Annotated in this window: 22 protein-coding genes, 1 tRNA gene and 1 riboswitch; of the genes, 9 read left to right on the top strand and 14 right to left on the bottom strand. The window is 72.8% G+C overall.

The window, feature by feature from the left end; all coding sequences use genetic code 11:
• The first annotated feature begins 173 nt into the window (after positions 1-173).
• Together AC4H2S_RS05145 and AC4H2S_RS05140 are read left to right on the top strand one after the other, a co-directional pair.
• On the top strand, positions 174-389 hold the full coding sequence (locus tag AC4H2S_RS05145; protein ID WP_491495894.1) for a helix-turn-helix transcriptional regulator: 216 nt from the start codon (positions 174-176) through the stop codon (positions 387-389).
• Positions 376-771, top strand: a complete 396-nt coding sequence (locus tag AC4H2S_RS05140) for a hypothetical protein (protein ID WP_491495893.1) — start codon at positions 376-378, stop codon at positions 769-771. Before AC4H2S_RS05145 ends, AC4H2S_RS05140 begins: the two co-directional genes overlap by 14 nt.
• 39 nt (positions 772-810) lie before the next feature.
• Here the strand turns inward: AC4H2S_RS05140 and AC4H2S_RS05135 are convergent.
• From AC4H2S_RS05135 to mfd, 11 genes are all read right to left on the bottom strand, one after another.
• Positions 811-887, bottom strand: a tRNA-Leu gene (locus tag AC4H2S_RS05135).
• Positions 888-895: 8 nt separating this feature from the next.
• Positions 896-1,453 carry a peptide deformylase gene (gene def, locus AC4H2S_RS05130; protein ID WP_491495892.1) on the bottom strand — a complete coding sequence of 186 codons (558 nt, stop codon included), beginning with the start codon at positions 1,451-1,453 and terminating at the stop codon, positions 896-898.
• 11 nt (positions 1,454-1,464) lie between these two features.
• On the bottom strand, positions 1,465-1,992 hold the full coding sequence (locus tag AC4H2S_RS05125) for a glycine cleavage system transcriptional repressor (protein WP_491495891.1): 528 nt from the start codon (positions 1,990-1,992) through the stop codon (positions 1,465-1,467).
• 4 nt (positions 1,993-1,996) lie between these two features.
• A complete protein-coding gene (locus AC4H2S_RS05120) occupies positions 1,997-2,830 on the bottom strand; it encodes a uracil-DNA glycosylase (RefSeq protein WP_491495890.1) in 834 nt (277 codons plus the stop codon).
• Positions 2,827-3,756: a Ppx/GppA phosphatase family protein gene (locus AC4H2S_RS05115; RefSeq protein WP_491495889.1), complete on the bottom strand. Its 930-nt coding sequence runs from the start codon at positions 3,754-3,756 to the stop codon at positions 2,827-2,829. The genes AC4H2S_RS05120 and AC4H2S_RS05115 overlap by 4 nt, the downstream gene beginning before the upstream one ends.
• A gap of 43 nt (positions 3,757-3,799) precedes the next feature.
• The gene (locus AC4H2S_RS05110) at positions 3,800-4,300 is read right to left on the bottom strand and encodes a DUF501 domain-containing protein (RefSeq protein WP_491496739.1); all 501 of its coding nucleotides are present in this window, start codon (positions 4,298-4,300) and stop codon (positions 3,800-3,802) included.
• Between the two features lie 32 nt (positions 4,301-4,332).
• Positions 4,333-4,959, bottom strand: a complete 627-nt coding sequence (locus AC4H2S_RS05105; protein WP_491495888.1) for an FtsB family cell division protein — start codon at positions 4,957-4,959, stop codon at positions 4,333-4,335.
• Positions 4,960-4,978: 19 nt separating this feature from the next.
• On the bottom strand, positions 4,979-6,256 hold the full coding sequence (gene eno / locus AC4H2S_RS05100; protein WP_491495887.1) for a phosphopyruvate hydratase: 1,278 nt from the start codon (positions 6,254-6,256) through the stop codon (positions 4,979-4,981).
• Between the two features lie 54 nt (positions 6,257-6,310).
• Positions 6,311-6,796, bottom strand: a complete 486-nt coding sequence (locus AC4H2S_RS05095) for a MazG nucleotide pyrophosphohydrolase domain-containing protein (protein WP_491495886.1) — start codon at positions 6,794-6,796, stop codon at positions 6,311-6,313.
• Between the two features lie 4 nt (positions 6,797-6,800).
• Complete coding sequence (locus AC4H2S_RS05090) at positions 6,801-7,469, bottom strand: hypothetical protein (protein WP_491495885.1); 669 nt, start codon at positions 7,467-7,469, stop codon at positions 6,801-6,803.
• Positions 7,470-7,473: 4 nt separating this feature from the next.
• Positions 7,474-11,175 carry a transcription-repair coupling factor gene (gene mfd / locus AC4H2S_RS05085; protein WP_491495884.1) on the bottom strand — a complete coding sequence of 1,234 codons (3,702 nt, stop codon included), beginning with the start codon at positions 11,173-11,175 and terminating at the stop codon, positions 7,474-7,476.
• A gap of 73 nt (positions 11,176-11,248) precedes the next feature.
• Between mfd and AC4H2S_RS05080 the strand changes: the two genes are divergently transcribed.
• The 3 genes from AC4H2S_RS05080 (at position 11,249) to AC4H2S_RS05070 (ending at position 14,301) form a co-directional block, all read left to right on the top strand.
• Positions 11,249-11,962 (top strand): hypothetical protein, encoded by a 714-nt coding sequence (locus AC4H2S_RS05080; RefSeq protein ID WP_491495883.1) that lies wholly within the window; start codon positions 11,249-11,251, stop codon positions 11,960-11,962.
• Positions 11,963-12,072: 110 nt separating this feature from the next.
• Complete coding sequence (locus AC4H2S_RS05075) at positions 12,073-12,744, top strand: hypothetical protein (protein ID WP_491495882.1); 672 nt, start codon at positions 12,073-12,075, stop codon at positions 12,742-12,744.
• Between the two features lie 42 nt (positions 12,745-12,786).
• On the top strand, positions 12,787-14,301 hold the full coding sequence (locus tag AC4H2S_RS05070) for a M28 family metallopeptidase (RefSeq protein ID WP_491495881.1): 1,515 nt from the start codon (positions 12,787-12,789) through the stop codon (positions 14,299-14,301).
• A 21-nt stretch (positions 14,302-14,322) separates the two neighbouring features.
• Here AC4H2S_RS05070 and AC4H2S_RS05065 read toward each other — a convergent pair whose 3' ends face one another.
• Positions 14,323-14,733: a VOC family protein gene (locus tag AC4H2S_RS05065; RefSeq protein WP_491495880.1), complete on the bottom strand. Its 411-nt coding sequence runs from the start codon at positions 14,731-14,733 to the stop codon at positions 14,323-14,325.
• Between the two features lie 85 nt (positions 14,734-14,818).
• Positions 14,819-14,883: riboswitch (guanidine-III (ykkC-III) riboswitch) on the top strand.
• 12 nt (positions 14,884-14,895) lie between these two features.
• On the opposite strand from AC4H2S_RS05065, the gene AC4H2S_RS05060 reads away from it, so the two are divergent.
• Positions 14,896-15,210: a DMT family transporter gene (locus tag AC4H2S_RS05060; protein WP_491495879.1), complete on the top strand. Its 315-nt coding sequence runs from the start codon at positions 14,896-14,898 to the stop codon at positions 15,208-15,210.
• 34 nt (positions 15,211-15,244) lie between these two features.
• Here the strand turns inward: AC4H2S_RS05060 and AC4H2S_RS05055 are convergent, their stop codons facing one another.
• Both AC4H2S_RS05055 and AC4H2S_RS05050 read right to left on the bottom strand, forming a co-directional pair.
• Complete coding sequence (locus tag AC4H2S_RS05055) at positions 15,245-16,015, bottom strand: 3'(2'),5'-bisphosphate nucleotidase CysQ (protein WP_491495878.1); 771 nt, start codon at positions 16,013-16,015, stop codon at positions 15,245-15,247.
• A gap of 10 nt (positions 16,016-16,025) precedes the next feature.
• A complete protein-coding gene (locus AC4H2S_RS05050) occupies positions 16,026-16,877 on the bottom strand; it encodes a helix-turn-helix transcriptional regulator (protein ID WP_491495877.1) in 852 nt (283 codons plus the stop codon).
• 440 nt (positions 16,878-17,317) lie between these two features.
• On the opposite strand from AC4H2S_RS05050, the gene AC4H2S_RS05045 reads away from it, so the two are divergent.
• The 3 genes from AC4H2S_RS05045 (at position 17,318) to AC4H2S_RS05035 (ending at position 21,243) form a co-directional block, all read left to right on the top strand.
• Positions 17,318-18,766, top strand: coding sequence for a sensor histidine kinase (locus AC4H2S_RS05045; RefSeq protein WP_491495876.1), 1,449 nt, complete (start codon positions 17,318-17,320; stop codon positions 18,764-18,766).
• Positions 18,744-19,427 (top strand): LuxR C-terminal-related transcriptional regulator, encoded by a 684-nt coding sequence (locus tag AC4H2S_RS05040; protein ID WP_491495875.1) that lies wholly within the window; start codon positions 18,744-18,746, stop codon positions 19,425-19,427. Before AC4H2S_RS05045 ends, AC4H2S_RS05040 begins: the two co-directional genes overlap by 23 nt.
• A 349-nt stretch (positions 19,428-19,776) precedes the next feature.
• A complete protein-coding gene (locus tag AC4H2S_RS05035) occupies positions 19,777-21,243 on the top strand; it encodes a sugar transferase (protein ID WP_491496738.1) in 1,467 nt (488 codons plus the stop codon).
• Positions 21,244-21,278: the final 35 nt, after the last annotated feature.

Here is a 21,278-nt window from a genome sequence, read left to right as displayed (position 1 = left end):
CGCCTCCGGAGCTTCCGGGGGGTCGGCGCCGTCGCGGTGACGACGCCTGTGGTGTCACGCCACTCTAGCCGGGGTGACATCGGTTCAAACGTGCGTACGCGGCGCGCTGTTCCCCGTCACAGCAACTTCTCAGGTTGCCGCGTGGTGTCAAGCGACCTTGACAACTCCGGGTCATGTCAAGCACCCTTTACGCCGTGCGCAACACCATCCGCGAGGTACGGCTCGAGCGAGGCCTGTCGCAGGCCCAGCTCGGGGAGGCGATGGGCGTCTCGCGTCAGACCATCATCTCGATCGAGACGGGGCGCTACCTGCCGTCCCTCCCGTTGGCCGTCGGCCTCGCCCGATTCTTCGACACCGCAGTAGAGGAGCTCTTCCATGACGACGACTGACGTCACGCAGCGCAGGCGCTGGACGATCCCGACCGTCGCAGTCGCGATCGGTGTGGCCTACCTCGTCGCAGGCCTCATGGGCGGCGACACGGCCTTCGCGTGGGGCGGCCTGGCCCTGATGACGGCGTTGGCCGTCGGGGCCTGGTTGCTCAGCATGCGCAGCGAGACCGTCGAGGGGCTGCTCGATCGCCGGGACGAGCGCATCAACAGCATCGACCGCGACGCGTCCCTCGTCAGCGGGATGGTCGTCCTCGTCGCGGTCCTGGTGGGATTCGTCGTGGAGGTCGCCCTCGGGCGGGACGGACAGCCCTACGTCACCCTCGGCGCCATCGGCGGACTGGCCTACATCGCCGCGCTGGTCTGGCTCCGCTTCCGCCGGTGATCCGCCCCCGGCACGACCTGGAGCCCGATCGCGACGTGGTGGTGCCCCGGCTGGGGTTCGAACCCAGACTGTGCGGTTTTTAAGACCGCTTCCTCTACCGGTTGGGATACCGGGGCGTGCGCACCTACAGGTAGGTCTTGCGAGCGTAGACGGCGTGGGCGCCGGCGGCGCGATCGAGGAACAACAGCCCGTCGCAGTGGTCGATCTCGTGCTGCAGCGCCCGCGCCTCGAACGCCTCGGCCTCGATCTCGACCTCCTCGCCGGTGCCCGGCAACTGCCCGCGCACGACGACGCGGCTGGCGCGCTTGACGTCGCCAGTGAGGTCCGGCACCGACATGCACCCCTCGCGGGCCTTCTCGTTGCGGCTGCCCGAGACCACCTCGGCGTTGCAGAGCACGAAGGTGCCGTGGTGCGCCCGGGTCTTGGGGTGCGCGGACACGTCGACGCAGAACACCTTGGCGCCCACGCCGACCTGCGGCGCGGCCAGGCCCACGCAGCCGGGCGAGACGCGCATGGTGGCGACGAGGTCGGCGGCGAGCCGGACGACGTCGGGCGAGGTCGGGTCGACCCTCTCGCCGACCGTCGACAGCACGGCGGCGGGCGCTCGTACGACCTCGCGGAGCTCCCCGGCCACGCCGAGGTCGGTCTCGGTCCACTCCAGGACCCGGGTGTTGACGGCCATCGCTCGCGTGCTCAGAGCTCGTCGGTGTCGGCGGCGCGGAGGGTGACGCCGACACCGAGGTCGGCGGCCACCCGGGACAGCTCCCCCTCGACGGCGGCGGCGTCGGTGCCGGCCGGCAGGTCGACCTCGGCGACGAGCAGGTAGAGGTCGCCGGCGAGCCGGGTGGTGAGGTCGGTGATGTTGCCCCCGACGCCCGCGATGACCGTGACGACCGCGGACACGATGCCGGGACGGTCGCCGCCGTGGACCGACAGCACCCACGACGTCCCGTCGCTGGCCGGGACGTGCTCGGTGGGGACCTCGCGGACCGTCACGGTCAGGCTGCCGTCGGCGGCGAGCGGCGCGAGCGCCTGCTCGATCTCGGCGTCGGGCACCGAGCCCTCGCAGACCAGCATCATCGCGAAGTGGCCGCGCAGCAGGGTCATCGTCGAGTCCTCGAGGTTGAGGCCCAGCCCGGCGAGCCTGCCGGTGGTCTCGGCGATGATGCCGGGGCGGTCGTGGCCGAGGACGGTGATGGCGTGGAGGGTCACGCCGCGCATCCTCTCAGTCGGCCGCGGTGGCCAGCGCGCGGGCACGCTCGAAGACCTCGTCGGTCATCTCGCGGGTGAGCCGACGCGTGTAGGTGTTGTGCGGCGAGGGGTGGTAGCAGCCGAGGAGGGCGACCCCGCCCATCACCACCTCGACACCGTGGCCGAACCTCGGTCGGCTCGCCGGCGCGGGCGCGCCCGCCGCGACGAGCGAGCGCAGCGCCCCGTCCCACCCGAAGCCGCCGAGCGCCACCACCACCCGCACCGTGGGCAGCAGCGCGAGCTCGGCGGCGATCCACGGCGCGCAGGTGTCGCGCTCGGCAGCGGTCGGCTTGTTCTCCGGCGGCGCGCACCGCACGGTCGCGACCATCCGCGCGCCCATCAGCCGCTGCCCGTCACCGGCGTGCTCGCTCGTCGGCTGCGCGGCCCACCCGGTGCGGTGCAGGCTGGCGAAGAGCCAGTCGGCGCTGGGGTCGCCGGTGAAGATCCGTCCGGTCCGGTTGCCGCCGTTGGCCGCGGGCGCCAGGCCGACGACCAGGAGCGACGGCTCCGGGTCGCCCCAGCCCGCGATGGGCCGGCCCCAGTAGGGCTGGTCGGCGAACGACGCCCGCTTCGCGACCGCGACCTCCTCGCGCCACGCGACCAGGCGCGGGCACGCGGAGCAGACGCTCACCCGGGCGTCCAGCTCGGACAGCGGCACGTCGCTCGCCAGGCGTCGTACGTCGTCGGCGTCGCGCGCGACGGGCGTGTCGGGCGCGGCCGGGTCGTCGGGCCACCCGGTGCCGGGGGCGACCGGGCTGGTGAAGGAACCGCCCACGACGGGGTGCGGCAGGAGCACCTGCTCGCTCATCGCGCGACCGCCGCCGCCATGCCGTGCAGGATGTCGGCCTCGGAGACGACGTGCTCGAGCACCGGCACGCGGTCGAGGATGCGACTCCAGATCAGCGCACCGGCACCGATGACGTCGGCGCGGCCGGGATGCATGTAGGGCAGCGCGCGACGCTGCGCCACCGTCATCGCCACCAGCGCGTCGACGAACGACGCGGTCGCGGCGTTGGGGAGCACCGCCCCGTCGAAGCCGTCGCGGTCGTAGGCCCCCAGGCCGAGGACGCCGCACGCGATCGTCTTGATGGTGCCCGAGGTGCCGACGACCGTGCGCGCCCGCCCGAGCGGGACCCCGCAGTCGTCGAGATGCCGGTCGATGTCGGCGACGCAGGCGGCGACCTCCGCCGCCGTCGGGGGGTCGCTGTGGAGGTGGCGCTCGTGGAGGCGCACCGAGCCGATGTCCATCGACACCGCCTGCCGCTCCTCCCGGCGGCCCAGCACGAGCTCGGTCGACCCGCCGCCGATGTCGACGACGAGCACGGGCGCCGGCGGCACCGGGTCCTGGGCGGCGATCGCGCCGGCGTAGACCAGCGCGGCCTCCTCGTCACCCGACAGCACCTCCGGCTCGATGCCCAGCCGGCTGCGCACCCCCTCGGCGAAGACCTCCGCGTTGGCGGCGTCGCGGGTCGCGGACGTCGCGCAGAAGCGCACCCGCTCCGGGGGGACACCGAGGTCGCGGACCATGGCGGCCATCTCGTCGATCGCGGCGAACGTGCGCGCCAGGGCCTCGTCGGCCAGCACGCCGGTGCGGTCCACGTCCTGCCCGAGGCGTACGACCCGCGACTCGCGCAGCACCACGTCGAGCCGGCCGCCGTCGAGGACGCGTCCGACGAGCAGCTTGATCGAGTTGGTGCCGCAGTCGACGGCGGCGACGAGCCCGGGATCGGTCATGGACTCATTGTGCCGCCCGGATCGCGCCGCCCCTCGGGTCGCGTCAGTCGACGCTCACGCAGGGGCCGGACGACCACCAGTCGCCGAGCAGGTCGAGGACCTCGTCGCCGAGCGGGTTGACCCCGCGACCCATCGCCAGCGACTGCGCGGCGAGCACGTGCAGGCACTTGACCCGGTCGGGCATGCCGCCCGCGGTGATCCCCTCGATCTCGGGCACGTCGAGCCCGGCCCGCTCGGCGACCTCGGCGCGGGCCTCCAGGTAGCGCTCGTGCGCCCGGCGGTAGGCCGCGGCCAGCTCCTCGTCGGCGCCGAGGCGGGCCTGCATCTCCTTCATCAGGCCCGAGCCCTCGAGGGTGCCGATGCGCGAGGCCGCCCGCGGGCAGGTGAGGTAGAAGGTCGTGGGGAACGGCGTTCCGTTGGGCAGCCGCGGCTCGGTGGTCACCACGTCGGGGTTCCCGCAGGGGCACCGGTGGCCCACGGAGTCGATGCCGCGCGGGCGGCGCTTGAGCTGGGCGCGGATGGCGGCCTCGTCGGCCGGGTCGATGCGCTGCTCGGGAGAGGGGGTCGTGTCGTCGCTCACTGCTTCGTTCCGTCGGTGGTGCCGTCGACCAGGTCGGCCGGCCGCTGCTCGGGCGGGGGTGGGTTGCCGGCGAACTCCATGGACTCCCAGGCGGTCGTCCACCAGGCCGTGGGCACCGTCTTGATCACGTCGTCGGGGTCGTTGAGGGAGGCCTGCGCCTCCAGGGGCCTGCCGTCGGGCCCGATCACCTCGAAGCCGGCCTCGCCGGGCATCAGGTAGCCGAACCGGGCGCGGGCCTGGGCCTTGACGTAGGCCGGGTCGTCCCAGCGCTTCTTCTCCCGCTCGAGGTCGTTGATGCTGGCCTCACGCTCGGCGATCTGCGCCTTGAGGTCGCCGATGTGCGAGCGCTGCTGCAGGTAGGCCCGCAGCGACGAGGCGTAGGACACCGTCAGCACGGCCAGCACCAGCACCAGCACAGCGGCGCGCCCGGTGAACCGCGGCGGACGGCGCCGGCCGCTCCCCGAGCCGTCACCGGAGCCGCGCCCCGGTGGCTTGTCGGAGCCACGCCCCGGTGGCTTGCCGGAACCGCTCGCCGAGCCGTCCGCGGCCGGCCCCCGCGCACGGGAGCCCCGCGCTCCCGGTCGCGTGCCGCCCGCACGCGGACCGGGACCGGAGGAAGGCATGGCGCCCAGTGTGCCTGCTTCAGCCGCCGAATCGCGGGAAGGCACCCCGGCCGGCGTAGCGAGCCGCGTCACCCAGCTCGTCCTCGATGCGGAGCAGCTGGTTGTACTTGGCGACGCGGTCGGACCGGGCCGGCGCACCGGTCTTGATCTGGCCGCAGTTGGTGGCCACCGCCAGGTCGGCGATCGTGGTGTCCTCGGTCTCGCCCGAGCGGTGGCTCATCATGTTGCGGAAGCCGGCGCGGTGGGCGAGCTCGACCGCGTCGAGGGTCTCCGACAGCGAGCCGATCTGGTTGACCTTGACCAGCATCGCGTTGGCCTGGCCGCCGTCGATGCCGCGCTGCAGGCGCTCGACGTTGGTCACGAAGAGGTCGTCGCCGACCAGCTGGGCCTTGGTGCCCAGGGCGTCGGTGATCGCCTTCCAGCCGTCCCAGTCCTCCTCGTCGAGCGGGTCCTCGATGGAGACGATGGGATAGCTGGCGACGAGGTCGGCGTAGTAGTCGACCATCGCGTCGGTGGTCGTCTTCTTGCCCTCGAACGTGTAGGAGCCCTTGTCGTGGAACTCGCTCGCGGCGACGTCCATGGCGAGCGCGATGTCCGTGCCGAGGGTGAAGCCGGCGGCCTTGACCGCCTCGGCGATCAGGTCGAGCGCGGCGCGGTTGCTCGCCAGGTCGGGGGCGAAGCCGCCCTCGTCGCCGAGCCCGGTCGACAGGCCCTTCTTCTTCAGCACCGACTTGAGCGCGTGGTAGACCTCCGCGCCGTGCTGCAGGGCCTCGCGGAAGGTCGGCGCGCCGATCGGCGCGATCATGAACTCCTGGACGTCGACGTTGGAGTCGGCGTGGGCGCCACCGTTGAGGATGTTCATCATCGGCACGGGCAGCAGGTGCGCGTTGGGACCGCCGACGTAGCGGAACAGCGCCAGGCCGGCCGACTCCGCCGCGGCCTTGGCGGTCGCGAGGGAGACGCCGAGGATCGCGTTGGCGCCGAGGTTGGCCTTGTTGGCGGTGCCGTCGAGGTCGAGCATCGTCTGGTCGACCAGGCGCTGGTCGTCGGCGTCGAGCCCGATGATCGCCCCGGAGATGGTGTCGACGACGCCGGCGACGGCCTTCTGCACGCCCTTGCCGAGGTAGCGCTTGCCGCCGTCGCGCAGCTCCACCGCCTCGAAGGCGCCGGTGGAGGCCCCGCTGGGCACGGCCGCGCGGCCGAACGCACCGTCCTCGAGCAGCACCTCCACCTCGACGGTGGGGTTGCCGCGCGAGTCGAGGATCTCACGGGCACCGACAGCAGCGATGATCGACATGGAGGACTCCTGTGGGGAACGTCTGAGGGAGGAACGTCGTGCTCGGCTGCCAGCCTAGTCGCGCCCGCCCCCGGCGTCGTCGGGGCGTCCCGGCGCGGACGTCACGGGACCCTCGGACTTCTCGGCCGCCTTCTCGGCCGCCTTCTCGGCCGCCTTCGCAGCGTTGTAGAGCCGCATCACCTCGGCGGTGTCGGTCGCCACGGCGTCGCCGAAGACGTGCGGGTTGCGGCGCTCCATCTTGGCGATCACCCCGCGAGCCACGTCGTCGAGGGTGAACTCGCCGGCCTCCTCGGCCATGACCGCGTGGATCACCACCTGGAGCAGCAGGTCGCCGAGCTCGTCGCACAGCGCGGCCGGGTCGCCCGACTCGATCGCCTCGACGACCTCCTCGGCCTCCTCGCGCACGTAGGGGATCAGCGAGGTGTGGGTCTGCTCCCGCTTCCAGGGGCACTCCCGCTGGAGCACCCGCATCTGGTCGGCGAAGGCCTCCAGCGCGGAGCCCTGGGTGCCCTCGGGGTCGTCGGAAGCGCCGCCCGTCATGGCCTCAGCCGCAGCGCTGGGTGACCGGCAGGGAGGAGGCGAACGACGGGTCGGGCTCGGTCGCGAGGCCCGACCTCGCGAAGTCGCCGACCGCCACCGAGGTGTTGGTGTCGACCGGCGAGAGCACCCCGTCGACGCTGCGCAGGCCGTAGCGCGGGTCGATCTCGAGGTCGTGGGTGTCGGGCCACGTGTTGAAGACCTCGATGCCGGCCTGCGTGGTCTGCTCGGTGGTCGGGTCCGGCACGCCCTGGTCCTCGAGGACGATGCGCCCGACCTGGTCGAGGACGTCCTGGGCGTAGGCCGAGGCGGACGCCAGCTCGACGAAGTCGTCGCGGACCTCCTCGGGCTTGGTGGCCGCGGTGCCCTGTCGCTGGGCGACGTCGTTGTAGTAGCCCGAGCCCGGCTCGACGCCGTACTCGTCGGCGATCTGCGAGACCTGGGCGCGCAGGGTCAGCAGCTGCACGACGTACTGGCGCACGAAGCCCATCGGCACCTCGGTCTCGAGCTCGCCCACCGCGGTGCAGTAGTTGGCCGTCACCCGGTCGACCTCGCGGGTCGTGATCTCCTCGTCGCCGACCTGCACGGCCACACCGGGGCTGATGCCGCCGCAGCCGGTCAGCAGCAGTCCTGCGAGGGCCGTCGTCGCGGCCGTCATCAGGCGGGTCTTGCTCACGGGGTCACTCCTTGGTCGATGCTGCGGGGGCGGCGCCGCTGGGCGCGGGGGCGGGCGGGGCGACGACCTCGTCGATCACGCCTCGGGCCCATTCAAGCAGGGCCACGCCCGCCACCGGACGCACGGGGAACCCGGTGCCCTGCGGCCGCGGCACGAGGATCGTGCTGACGGGGGCCTTGACGACGCTGCGCGGGTGGAGCCGCTGGAGGCGTACGACGCGCGACTCGGGGAGGTCGACCGGCGCGAAGCGGACGTACTTGCCGGCCACCGTGACCTCGCGGACGCCGACCTGGCGGCAGCGCGCCCGGAACCGGGCCACGACGAGCAGCGACTCCACCACCTCGGGCGGGGTGCCGTAGCGGTCGACCAGCTCGGCGCGCACCTCGTCGACGTCGGCATCGGTGCGCACCTCGGCCAGCCGCTTGTAGATCTCCAGCCGCAGCCGCTCGCTGGGGATGTAGTCGTGGGGCAGGTGGGCGTCGACCGGCAGCTCGATGCGCACCTCGGCGAGCTCCTCCTCGCCGCCGCCCTTGAAGTCGGCGACCGCCTCGCCGACCAGCCGCACGTAGAGGTCGAAGCCGACGTCGGCGATGTGGCCCGACTGCTCGCCGCCGAGCAGGTTGCCCGCGCCGCGGATCTCGAGGTCCTTCATCGCGATGGCCATGCCGCCGCCGAGGTCGGAGTGCTGGGCCAGGGTCGCGAGCCGCTCGTGGGCGGTCTCGGTCAGCGGCTTCTCGGCCGGATAGAGGAAGTAGGCGTAGGCGCGCTCGCGCGAGCGGCCCACCCGCCCGCGCAGCTGGTGCAGCTGGGACAGGCCGAGGGTGTCGGCGCGCTCGATGATCATCGTGTTGGCGTTGGACACGTCGAGACCCGACTCCACCAGCGTCGTGCAGACGAGCACGTCGAAGCGCTTCTCCCAGAAGTCGAGCATGACCTGCTCGAGCTGGCGCTCGTTCATCTGGCCGTGCGCGGTCGCGACCCGGGCCTCCGGCACGAGCTCGCGGATGCGGGCGGCCGCCTTCTCGATCGACTGCACCCGGTTGTGGATGTAGAAGACCTGGCCCTCGCGCAGCAGCTCGCGCCGCACGGCCGCGACGATCTGGCGGTCCTCGTAGGCGCCGACGTAGGTGAGCACCGGGTGCCGCTCCTCGGGCGGGGTGGTGATCGTGGACATCTCGCGGATGCCGGTGACCGCCATCTCGAGCGTGCGCGGGATCGGCGTCGCGCTCATCGACAGCACGTCGACCGACGTGCGCATCCGCTTCATCTGCTCCTTGTGCTCGACGCCGAAGCGCTGCTCCTCGTCGACGATGATCAGGCCGAGGTCCTTGACCACGATGTCGGGGTTGAGCAGGCGGTGGGTGCCGACGACGATGTCGATCGAGCCGTCCGCGAGGCCGGCGACGACCTCCTTGGCCTCCTTGTCGGTCTGGAAGCGCGAGAGCGCCCGGATCTCGACCGGGAAGCCGCTCATCCGCTCCGAGAACGTCGACAGGTGCTGGGTGACGAGCAGCGTCGTGGGCACCAGCACGGCGACCTGCTTGCCGTCCTGCACCGCCTTGAACGCCGCGCGCACCGCGATCTCGGTCTTGCCGTAGCCCACGTCGCCGCACACCAGCCGGTCCATCGGCACGACGCTGCGCATGTCGGACTTGACCTCCTCGACCGTCGTCAGCTGGTCGACGGTCTCGGTGAACGGGAAGGCGTCCTCGAGCTCGCGCTGCCACGGGGTGTCGGGCCCGAAGGCGAAGCCCTTGGTGGCCTGCCGGGCCGCGTAGAGCTTGATCAGCTCGGCGGCGATCTCGCGGACCGCGCGGCGCGCCTTGTTCTTGCGCTTGGTCCAGTCGCCGCCGCCGAGGCGGTCGAGGCTGGGGTTCTCCCCGCCGACGTAGCGGGTGACCTGGTCGAGCGTGTCGGCCGGGACGTAGAGCATGTCGTTGGGGCCGCCGCGCTTGCTGGGGCCGTACTCCAGGACGAGGTACTCGCGCACCGCGCCGCTGATCTCGCGCTGCCTCATCTCCACGAAGCGGCCGACGCCGTGCTGCTCGTGGACGACGTAGTCGCCGGCCTTGAGCTCGAGCGGGTCGATCTGCTTCTTGCGCCGCGCCGGCATCTTGCGCATGTCGCGCGTCGAGGCCTTCTGCCCGGACAGGTCGTCGCCGGTGACGACCGCGACGCGCGCCTCGTCGTCGACGATGCCGTGCACGAGGTGGCCGCAGGTCACGGTGACCACGTGGGGCCCCGCGGTCTCCTCGTCCTCGACGAGGCGGGCGGCGATGTCGTTCTCGCCGAGCAGCTCGACGAAGCGCTGGGCCGGACCGTGGCCGGCGTGCACCACGACGACGTCGACGTCGTCGGTGACCCAGCCGCGGATGTCGTCGACGGCCTGCTGGAGGTCGCCGCGGTAGGCCTCGGCGGGATGCACCGGCAGGGTGCGGCTCGGCACCCCGGCGGTCGCGGCGTCGGGCACCACGTCGTCGGTGTCGATCCCGAACGGGCTCACCGTCCACCACGCGTGGCCCAGCCCGAGCGCGTGCTGCCGGACGTCGGCGACCTCGCGGTAGGACGCCGCGCCGAGGTCGATGGGCGCCGTGCCACCACCGGCGGCCGCGGCCCAGGAGGCGCCGAGGAACTCCTCGCTGGTCGCGACGAGGTCGTGGGCGCGGGTGCGGGCGCGCTCGGGGTCGAGCACCAGCACCGTGGTGTCGGCCGGCATGAGGTCGACCAGCAGCTCCATCGAGTCGACCAGGGCGACCGCGAGCGACTCCATGCCCTCCACCGCGATGCCGGCGGCCATCTTGTCGGTGAGCTCGACCAGCTGGGGGTGCGCCTGGCCGAGCTCGGCGGCGCGGCGGCGTACGTCGTCGGTCAGCAGCAGCTCGCGGCACGGCGGCGCCCACAGCCGCTCGACCGTCTCGAGGGTGCGCTGGTCGGCGACGGAGAAGGCGCGGACGTCCTCGACGTCGTCGCCCCAGAACTCCACGCGCAGCGGGTGCTCCTCGGTGGGCGGGAAGACGTCGACGATGCCACCGCGCACCGCGAACTCCCCGCGCCGCTCGACCATGTCGACGCGGGAGTAGGCCGCGTCGGCCAGGCCGCGCACGACCTCCTCCAGCGGACGGGTGTCGCCCGGCGCCAGCTCGACCGGCTCGATGTCGGCGAGGCCGGCGACCTGCGGCTGGAGCAGGCTGCGGATGGGGGCCACGACGACCTTGAGCGGGCCGTTGGCGGCGTCGGAGCCCGGGTGGCGCAGGCGCCGCAGCACGGCGAGGCGGCGCCCGACGGTGTCGCTGCGGGGGCTGAGCCGCTCGTGGGGCAGCGTCTCCCAGCTCGGGTAGTAGGCGACGGAGGCGGGGTCGACGAGGTCGGCCAGCTCCTCGACGAGGTCCTCGGCCTCGCGCGAGGTCGCCGTGACGGCGAGCACCGTGCGGCCGCGCTCGACCAGCCCGTGCACGACGAACGGCCGCACCGCCGCGGGGCCGGTCAGGTCGAGCGTGGACTGCACCGCGGCGTCGGCCAACGCGCCGCCCAGCGTGGGAGCGGCGACGACGCGCCGAGCGACGGCGGCGAGGGGCGTGGACGACACCGGAGATCCCTTCGAGAGCACGCGTGAGAGCCCCCGTGTGGTCCGAGACGGGGGAGGATGAAAGTCTACGGGGGCTGCCGGAGGGGGACGGGAGAGAGGGGTTTGTCCCGTGCGTCCCATGGGTAGCAAGCACGTCGACGCCCGGCGCAGCCGGGCGTGTCAGATCTTTCACCTGAGAGGAACACACGGGGACATGCGCATCACTCGTCTCATCGCAGGAACGGTCACGGCCGGACTGCTCGGCCTCGCGCCCATCGCCATCGCCGCACCCAGCAGCGCGACCGAGAACCTGACCGCCACGGTCACCGCCACGCCCAGCGCGACCGCCGTCAAGTACGGCGACGACTTCTACGTCAGCGTGACGCTCACCGGCTCCGACGGCCGCAGCGTCAGCTACGGCAACTCGACCCTCTACGCCTTCGAGGCCGGCTCGGCCGGGTGGGTGCCGGTCGCCACCGGTGACTACGCGTCGAGCTCGTTCTACGACGTCAAGCCGGCCGCCAACACCCAGTACAAGGTCGTCTACAACGGCTACACCGCCACCTCGACCTACCAGAACAACTACGCGCCCGCTGAGTCCGCGCCGTTCACCGTCGGCGTCGCGCGCAACGTGACGATCGGCAAGGCCAAGGCCCGCCTCACTATCAAGGGCAAGGTCAAGCCGGACTACAAGAAGAGCAAGGTCAAGATCCAGATCAAGAAGGGCAAGAAGTACAAGAAGTTCAAGACGGTCAAGACCGACAAGAAGAGCAAGTTCCAGGTCCGCCTTCCTGCCGCCAAGCGGGGCAAGCGCCTCTACTTCAAGATCACCGTCCCGGGGAACTCGAAGTTCCTCGCCTACAGTGAGGTCTGGTACACGTACAGCTACAAGGCACCTCTCGCGCGCAGCGCCGCCGAGCGGGCCTGAGGCTCACCAGCTCCACCACTGATCACCACTGCTTCACCACGTGAGCCAGCGTCGCCCGTCGAGGGTGGCGCTGGCTCACGGCCCATCCCGAACCACCGAGGGGCGCGAGAATGTCCTCCCACCGCGGCACCGCCCGAGTCCTCGTCGCAGGAGTGCTCGTCGCCACGATGACCGCGGTCGCCGCCCCCGCCACGGCCGCTGACACGGTGTCGACGACGACCGCCGCCCTGCCGAGCGAGACGGTCGTCGAGTTCGGGGACCTCATCGACATCGACGTCGACGTCGACGCCCCGTCGGGCTCCGCGCCCACCACCGGCACGACGACCCTCCTCGCCAAGCGGGCCACGTCCGAGGAGTGGCGCGCGATCGCGACGAACTCCTCGCCCCTGCTCGACTTCACCGGCATCAAGCCGCGGATGAACACCTCGTACAAGGTCGCCTACAACGGCGACAAGGCGAGCTCCTCGCAGGACGACAGTTACCTCTCCAGCACGTCGGACGAGTTCACCGTCCAGGTCGCCCGCACCATCACCCGCCCGTCCGGCGGGTTCGCGATCAAGGGCAAGGTGCGACCCCGCTACGCGCAGAAGAAGATCGTCGTCAAGGTCTCGCGCAAGCAGTACTCCGGCTACACGCGCTACCGGGTCATCAGGACCGACGAGCGAGGCAGGTACCGCCTGGCCCTCCCCCGCCGCAAGGGAACGTGGTTCTGGTCGTTCGAGACCAAGGGCGACATCGCCTACCTCCCCGCGAGCTTCCGCTGGCGCACCTGGGTCTCCTGACCTCTTTACCGTTCGACTGTCGGACACATAGGTTCGCCTTCCATGAACCACTTCTCGGGATCAGACCAGTCCACCCTGCCCACCCACACCACCGAGCCCGGCTCGTCCACCCCGGCGCTCACCCGCCGCAGGCTCCTCGCCGGGGCCGCGGGAGGCGTCGCGATCGTCGCCGCCGGGCAGCCCGCCTGGGCCGCCGACGCCACCCGCCCCGGAGCGGTGCGCGGCCCCTCCCTCGCCGTCCGTGACCGCCTCGTCGTGAAGGGCATCCGCCCCTCGCGCGCGCTGTCGGACCTGCGGGTGCTCTCCGAGCGCATCGGCCCGCGGATCGGCGGCACCGCCTCGGAGCGGGCCGCCGCCGAGTTCGCGCTCACCTCGTTCCGCAGCGCCGGCTGCCGCGACGTACGCCTCGAGCCGTTCGCCGTTGCCGACAAGTTCCTGGCCGACATCGGCGACCCCGACCGCCAGCTGGCCAACGACATCAGCTGGCAGGCCGGCGCGTCCCCCGACGCGGGACTGGACCGTGCCCCGGTCACCGGGCGCGTGGTCGACGTGAAGGCGGCGACCGCCCCCACGTGGCCCGCCGACCCGGCGGCGATCACCGGCGCGGTCGTGCTGGCCGACGACGCCCAGGACGCCACCCCCGCCACCCGCGTCGAGCTGCGGGCGGCGTTCGTGCTCGAGGCCCAGCGCCGCGGGGCGGCGGCCGTGATCCTCCTGCCCGCCGACCTGGAGTATCCCCGCCGGGCCTCCGCCTCCTCCCTGCGCCTGGTGCCCACGACGGGGTCGAGCGCCCCGCCGTGGACGCCCGTCGCGACGATCCCCGTGCTGGGTGTCGCGCAGGTGCAGAAGCGGCTGCTGCGCGAGGAGCTCGCGGTCCGGCCGCTGCGCCTGACGATCCGCACGACCTCGCACCGGGGCCTGACCAGCAACAACGTCTTCGCCGACATCCCCGGTCGCGCGCGCTCCGGGGGCCCGCTCGTCTACATCTCCGGGCACTACGACTCGGTGATCGGCGCCCCCGGCGCCAACGACGACGGCTCGGGCACCGTGCTCACGCTCGAGCTGGCCCGGGTCCTGCGCAAGCTGCCCAAGGTCGACGCCACGATCCGGCTCGCGCTGTGGGGCTCGGAGGAGCAGGGCCTCCTCGGCTCCCGCCACCACGTCTCCCAGCTCTCCGCGACCGAGCGCGGCCGCATCCGCGGCGTGTTCCAGAACGACATGGTCGGCACCAGCTGGAGCCCCGCCACCCGCTACTGGCAGCTGTCCTTCTCGGGCGCCGGCAACGCGACCACCGACCAGATCACCGCGGCCTCGCGACGGCTGGGCTACGAGCCGCAGATCTCGCCGGTGACCCAGCGCGGGGCCAGCGACCACCAGTCGTTCCAGGAGGTCGGCATCGCCTCGGCCAACTTCTCCTGGCGTGGCGAGGCGACGCCGGCGCTGCTCGAGCCGCCCTACCACTCGCCCGAGGACACCATCGAGAAGAACATCAGCATGGACCGGCTCACGGTGAGCATGGAGATGATCGGCTGCGCGGCCTACGCGCTGGCCACCTGACCCACGGCGCAGGCCGTCTGCTCACGCGGGCGGGGGTGGACCGGCGTCCACCTCCGCCTGCGAGCGCAGGATGCAGAACTGGTTGCCCTCCGGATCGGCGAACACCACCCACCCGGTGCCGGGCCCCCACCGCCCGCGGTGGTCGCCGAGCTCGGTCGCGCCGAGGCCGCGGACCCGCTCCACCTCGTCGGCCTGCGTGCCCGTGCGCGGGCGCAGGTCGAAGTGGACGCGCTTGGCCGGCAGCTCCTCGTCGGGCACCTCGATGAACAGGATGCGGTGACCGGTGTCGGGGTCGAGGATCATGCACTCGTCGTGGCCAGGCTCGTTGGGGTCGTCCTCCTCGTCGACGTAGCCCAGCAGCTGCTTCCACCACTCGGAGAGCTCGTAGGCGTCGTGGCAGTCGACGGTCGTGTGCGAGACGAAGGAGGTCATGCCGCACACGCTGGCAAGGTGCAGCGGTGCCCCGCAAGGGGGTTTGCGGCCGAGTTGCCCGGCCCGACCCGGCGTGACACCGTGGGCCGTGCCCCGACCGCGGGCGACCGGACGAGGGAGCCGTACCCGGACAGCGACAAGACGGCCGTCGAGGAGATGGCCATGGCCTGGTTCGTGCTCGTCCTGTCCGGCGTCCTGGAGGCGGTGTGGGCCACCGCCCTCGGCCGCTCCGACGGGCTCACCCGCCCGCTTCCCACCGCGACGTTCCTCGTCGCGCTCGCGATGAGCATGGGCGGCCTGGGCTACGCCATGCGCACCCTGCCGGTCGGCACGTCGTACGCCGTGTGGGTGGGCATCGGCGCCGTGCTGACCGTGGTGGTGGCGATGCTCACCGGCACCGAGTCGTTCTCGGTGGTCAAGGCCCTGCTGCTCGCCGGGCTCGTCGGGTGCATCGTCGGGCTCAAGCTGGTGCACTGACGGCGCCCGGCGCGTCGGGCCCAGACGCCGGGCGTCAGTCGGTGCCGTGGCGGCGGACGAAGTCCACGATCTGCTCGGCCAGCTCGGGGCGGCACACGATCAGGTCGGGCAGCGAGGTGTCGTCGGCGTTGTAGACCAGCGGCGAGCCGTCGACGCGGCTGCAGTGCAGGCCGGCCGCCCGCGCGACCGCGACCGGCGCCGCGTTGTCCCACTGGTACTGCCCGCCGGCGTGGACGTAGGCGTCGGCGATGTCGCGCACCACGCTCATCACCTTGACGCCGGCGCTGCCCATCGGCACCAGCTCGGCGTCGAGGTCGGCGGCCAGCGCCTCGACGAAGGCGGGCGGACGGCTGCGGGAGACCGCGATGCGCGGACGCTGCGACGTGCGCGGGGGCACCACGCTCGGCCGGCCGGTGCTGAAGGTCTCCCCCAGCGCGGGCTGGGCGACCGCGCCGGCGACGAGGTCGCCGTCCTCCCACAGCGCCACGTGGACGGCCCAGTCGTCGCGGGGCGGCTCGGAGAACTCCCGGGTGCCGTCGAGCGGGTCGATGATCCACACGCGACGCGCGGTGAGGCGCGACTTGTCGTCGGCCGCCTCCTCCGACAGCACCGCGTCGTCCGGGCGGTGCAGGGTGAGGACGCGGTCGAGCTCGGCCTGGGCCGCGGCGTCGCCGGCGTCCTTCAGGGCCTTGCCCTCCAGGCCCTCGGCCGCCGCCCCGGCGCGCACGTCGAGCAGCACCGAGCCGGCGCGCTCGGCCGCCCAGGCGGCGAAGGCGTGGTCGTCGAGCGTGGCGGGATCGATCATGGACGGCAGCCTAGCGACGCACCAGCACCAGGGCCGGGGGCGCCTGGTCCGGGCGCCCCTTCCGGGGGTCCGGGACCAGTCCCGTCGCGGGCAGCACCGACCCGACCGGGACGCGCACCTCCCCCGCCGCTCGTGGCTCCGCGGCCGGCTCGGCCCGCGGCGGCTCCCCCGGCTCCGGGTCTGCCTCCGGGTCTGCCTCCGGGTCCGACTCGTAGGCCTGGTGGAACATCGCCACGGCCTTGAGCTGCGTCGAGACGCCGAGCTTGGCGCGCAGCGCCTTGACGTGGCTGCGGACGGTGCCCTCGGCGACCCCCATCTCGACGCCCACCTCGGCCACCCGCCGCCCGGACGCGAGCAGCTCGAGGACGCGACGCTGCTGGGGCGAGAGCGTCTCGAGCTGGGCGCGTGCCTGCCGCCGCCGGTCGAGGTCGCGGGCGTGGGCGGCGCGGAGCTCGGCCCGCGTGGCCGGATCCATCGCCGAGTCGCCGGCGACGAGTCGTCGTACGACGTCGGCGAGCTGGGTCACCGAGGTCGACACGGTCACCACGTCGACGGTCTCGTGGGCCAGGACACCGCCCCATCGCACGGAGGCCTCGGCGGACGTCACCACCACGACCCGGCCTGCGCCTCGGCGCGCCAGCGCCTCGACATGAGCCACAACCTCGGAGTTGTCAAGACCGTCCACGACGGCGACGAAGATCGCAGGACCGAGATCCTCCACGTCGCCGGAGGATGCCGGACCGACCACGGACTCCCACCGTCGGGTGCGCGCGGGCACCCCGACGGAGTCGAGCGCGGCTGTGATCGCCTGCGCCACCAAGAGGTGCGGGGACAGCACCCACACCGGACCCGCCACGCTCATGTACGCCTCCCTCGCCGCTGATCGCGCCTCCCAGCCTGTCCGGACCGGGGCGGGGGCAGGGCCCTCACTGCCGAACGTGCACCGAATTGGGGAGGCGGGCCGAGCCGGGGCCGCAGCGCCCTACCCGCTTGAAGGGAAATTCGCGGCCGCTGGACCTGCCCTGACAGCGTCCTGCACGGCTCCTTGACGAAGCCTGCAGGACTCCTGCGAACGGCGGACCAGACCGGCTTTGCCCGATATGGGGTACGCCTCACACAATCAATGGACCCCCCGCACCACGGATCGCACTCTCGTCAAGGGAAGTGCACTCACATACCAACCACGTCGACCTCGCAGGGCGCCGGGAACGCTCACCGCGATCGACGTGGACGCCACGAAGCTGTATCGCAGGGGGAAGCACGATGTTGGGGATGTTGGGGATGGGGTTCTGCAGTGGGGACATGCGTCATTGGGGCCGCATGGGGATGACGGGACTGGTCTCGTTCCTGGTGCTGGTCTGGATCGGATCGGGGTCGGACCACCCGTGGTGGGCACCGCCGTCGGCGACGACGGTGCCGACGCTCGGGGAGGGCGTCGTCAGCGGCGTCTTCGTCGCCGCAGCCGGGTGCGCAGCCATGGTCACCTGGCGCAAGCACGCCGGGGCGGTGGCCGGATGGATCGTGGCGACCGGGGCGCTCGTCGCCGGCCAGGCGCTCGCCGTCACGCTGATCGCGCTGCACGACCCGCCGCCGCACGGAGGGAGCATGCACCTCGCACTGCTCGTGGCCGGGCTGATCGGCATGCTCGGCGTGATCGTGCCGCTCCTGGCACCCGAGCGGGTACGGCGCGTGGTCGACGAGACCTTCGTCATCGGCATGGGGCTCGGGCTCGTCGCCGCGGGCCACCTGCTGCTGCAGTTCCCGCGGACGCAGCCGCCCTCACCGGCGATGCAGCTGCTCGTCGGTGTGCTGCTCGCGACGCACCTGCTGGCCGCCGTGCTGGTGCTCCAGCAGCGGATCGCGTCCCGCCCGCTGAGCCTGCTGCTGCTGGCCACCGTCGGCGTGGTCGTCTCGGGCCAGCTGGTCCCGCCGACCGGGCTCGCCGGCGGCACCCTCGACGCCGCCCTCTGGCTGGCGCGCACCGCGGTCGGCGCCGCGTGGCTCGGGATCGCCTTCGCGGGCCTGCGCCGCAGCCTGGAGGAGGAGCGACGTCGCATCGACTCCTTCGAGCACGTGCTCGTCGACTCCACCCGCGAGCAGCGCGAGCGGCTCCACGAGCTGCGGAGCATGGTCGCCGGCCTGGTCTCCGGGTCGGCCCTGCTCGACCGGCAGGACATCCCGCCGCAGACCCGCGAGCGCCTGTGGGCCTCGGTGCGCCGCGAGCTCGACCGGATGGAGCGGATGCTCACCGGCGCCGGGGACCCCGCCGCCGACCTGCGCCTCGACGACGCGCTGACCCAGATCCTCGACCTGCAGCGGCTCAAGGGCCGCCGCGTCGAGCTGCACGCGGCCCCCGAGGTCGTGCGGGCCCGCTTCGACTCCCTCGCCGAGGTCCTCAACATCCTCGTCGACAACGCCGCCAAGCACGGCGGCACCGACGCCAGCGTCGTGGAGGTCACCCGCCGCGACGCCGAGACCGTCGACATCACGGTGACCGACTTCGGCCGTGGCATCCCACCCGAGCAGCGGCCACAGATCTTCGACTGGGGACGCCGCGGCAGCGACTCGCGTGGCGAGGGCATCGGCCTCAACGTCGCCCAGCGGCTGATGACCGAGGCCGGCGGGTCGCTTCGGCTCGCCGAGCGCGAGGGCGCCGGGTCGTCGTTCGTGATCTCGCTGCCGGCCGCCCGCCGCTCGACCGAGAACGACCTGAGGATGGAGGACGACCGTGCCGGGCGCATCTCGCGGTGAGCACCGCGTCCTGATCATCGACGACCACGTGCTGTTCGCGGAGTCGCTCGAGCTCGCCCTGTCGCTGGAGGGCTACGACGTGCGACGCCTCGAGCCCCCGGAGGAGGGCGGCTCGATGGCGACGCTGAGGTCGCTGGCCCTGCGGGCCAACCCCCGCACGGTCCTGCTGGACCTCGACCTCGGCCGGTTCGGCGACGGGATGAACCTCGTCGCGCCGCTCGCCCGGGCCAACGCCAACGTGGTCGTGCTGACCGCCTCGGACGACGTCGGCCGGTGGGGGGCGTGCATGCGGCTGGGGGCGCGCAAGGTGCTCTCCAAGAGCGGGGCGCTGCAACAGGCGCTCTCGACCGTGCGGCGGCTGCACCAGGGGCTGCCGGTGGTCACCCGCGAGGAGCTCGAGTCGCTCCTCGAGGCCTGGGCGCGCGACCGCCAGGTCCACGACGACGTACGCCGCCGCCTCGACCTGCTCACCCCGCGCGAGCGGCAGGTGCTGGGAGCGCTCATCGAGGGCCGCACGGTGCGCTCGATCGCCCAGGACAGCGTGGTGTCGGAGGCGACCGTCCGTACGCAGGTGAAGTCGATCCTCGGCAAGCTCGAGGTCTCCTCGCAGCTCGCTGCCGTCGGCATGGCCAACCAGATCGGATGGAAGCTCGGCGCCTGACCCAGCGGACCCGCGCACGCGGTTGCGGCGGCCGAGGAGGGGGACCTCGGCCGCCGCCACTGGTTCGCGTCGGTTCCAGGTGACGAAGCGTGGGGTTCCGCGTCACGCGAGCGGCCACCGAAGTGGCCAGTGCGGGGCTGGCCCGAGTGATGCGAACCAGTGCTGGTGTACCGCCTCGAGCCTAGGGCCGGCCCCCGCGCGGTGCCCATCCCTCTGAATGGGTATCTCCCGGGCCTGCACCGCTTTCGCTCATTTGCGGCATGCCCCCGGCGACAGGGCTTCCTAGGCTCGCGGCAAGGTCAGCAACGGGGTGCCTTGGGCGGTGTCTCCGGAGGGGGGGTTGGTGAGCATGACGCAGGTCGTGTCCGACGTATTCACCACGGACGGAGGCGTGCTGGGGAGACCGATCCCCCGCCCGCGCGGCATCGCAGCGGTGCCACCCCTGGTGGCGCCCGTCGCGGAGCCACTCGTCGACACCGTCCCCCGTCGCGCGTCGACTCCTCGCGCCTGGCCGGCGCCGGCCCTGGACCTGGCGCTCGCCATGACCCTCGCGGTCGGCTGGTCCACCCTCGGCAGGGTCGGGCTCGGCGCCGCACTGGCCGTCGCCGTCGTGTGGCCCGCCGCGCTCGCGATGTCGGGCCGCTACCGCCACCAGGCCCTCGGCCACGCGCGGTCCGAGCGGCTCGCGGTGGTGCTCGGCGCCGGCGGGCGCACCGCCGTCCTCGCTCTGGCGGCCTCGCCGTGGCTCGCCGACGCCCACCCGGCGTCCCTGGGCGTGCTCGTGGCCGGCCTCACGGTCACCAGTGCCGTCCCGTTCGTCGGCCCCGGACGCTCCCGGCCCCGCATCGTGCTCGCCGGCAAGCCGCGTGCGGTCCGCGAGGCCGTGGCGCAGCTCCACGCCAGCGGCACCCACGAGGTGGTCGCCGCCTGCCTGACCCGGGCCTCGACCACGCCGGTCGAGGGCGACGTGCCCGTCTACGTCGGCATCGAGTCGTCCTCGACGGCCGCGCAGGACCACGGCGCCGACGCGCTGGTGGTGCTGCCCGGAGCGCACCTGTCGCCGGTCGAGGTGCGGCGGCTGCACTGGTCACTGGGCAGGACGGGCACCGAGCTCTTCCTCGGCACCGGTCTCCTCGACGTCGAGCCCACGCGCACCCGCGTCATGTCGACCGCCGGCCTCGACGTGCTGCACGTCGGCAAGCCGACGCTCCACGGGCCGCGCCGGCTGCTCAAGGACCTCGTCGAGCGCACGATCGCCCTCGTCGCCCTCGTCCTCGCCCTGCCGCTGATCGCGGTCCTGGCGGTGGCCATCCGCCGCGAGACGCCGGGCCCGGCGTTCTTCCGCCAGGAGCGCATCGGGCGCGACGGCGTGCCGTTCACGATGCTCAAGCTGCGCTCGATGGGGATCGACGCCGAGTCGGTGCGCACCGGCTTGGCCGACGTCAACGAGAAGGACGGCGTGCTGTTCAAGATCGCCCAGGACCCCCGGGTCACGCGGCTGGGCAGCCGGCTGCGCCGCTACTCCCTCGACGAGCTGCCCCAGCTGTGGAACGTCGTGCGGGGCGACATGTCGCTGGTGGGTCCCCGCCCGGCGCTGCCGAGCGAGGTCGCGCAGTACGACATCGACCCGCGGCGCCGGCTCGTCGTCAAGCCGGGCGTGACGGGCCTGTGGCAGGTCTCCGGTCGCTCCGACCTGACCTGGGCGGAGTCGGTCCGGCTCGACCTGAAGTACGTCGAGAACTGGTCGCTGCGCCTCGACCTCTCGATCCTCGTCCGCACCGTCAGCGCCGTGCTCGGGCACCGCGGCGCCTACTGATCACGCAACAGCTCGTTCCACCAACGACCGTGGGG

This window comes from Nocardioides sp. Z13_37 (genome assembly GCF_058355585.1).
The sequence above is the reverse complement of the archived record's forward strand: the minus strand, read 5'-3'. Positions and strand labels throughout refer to the sequence as shown.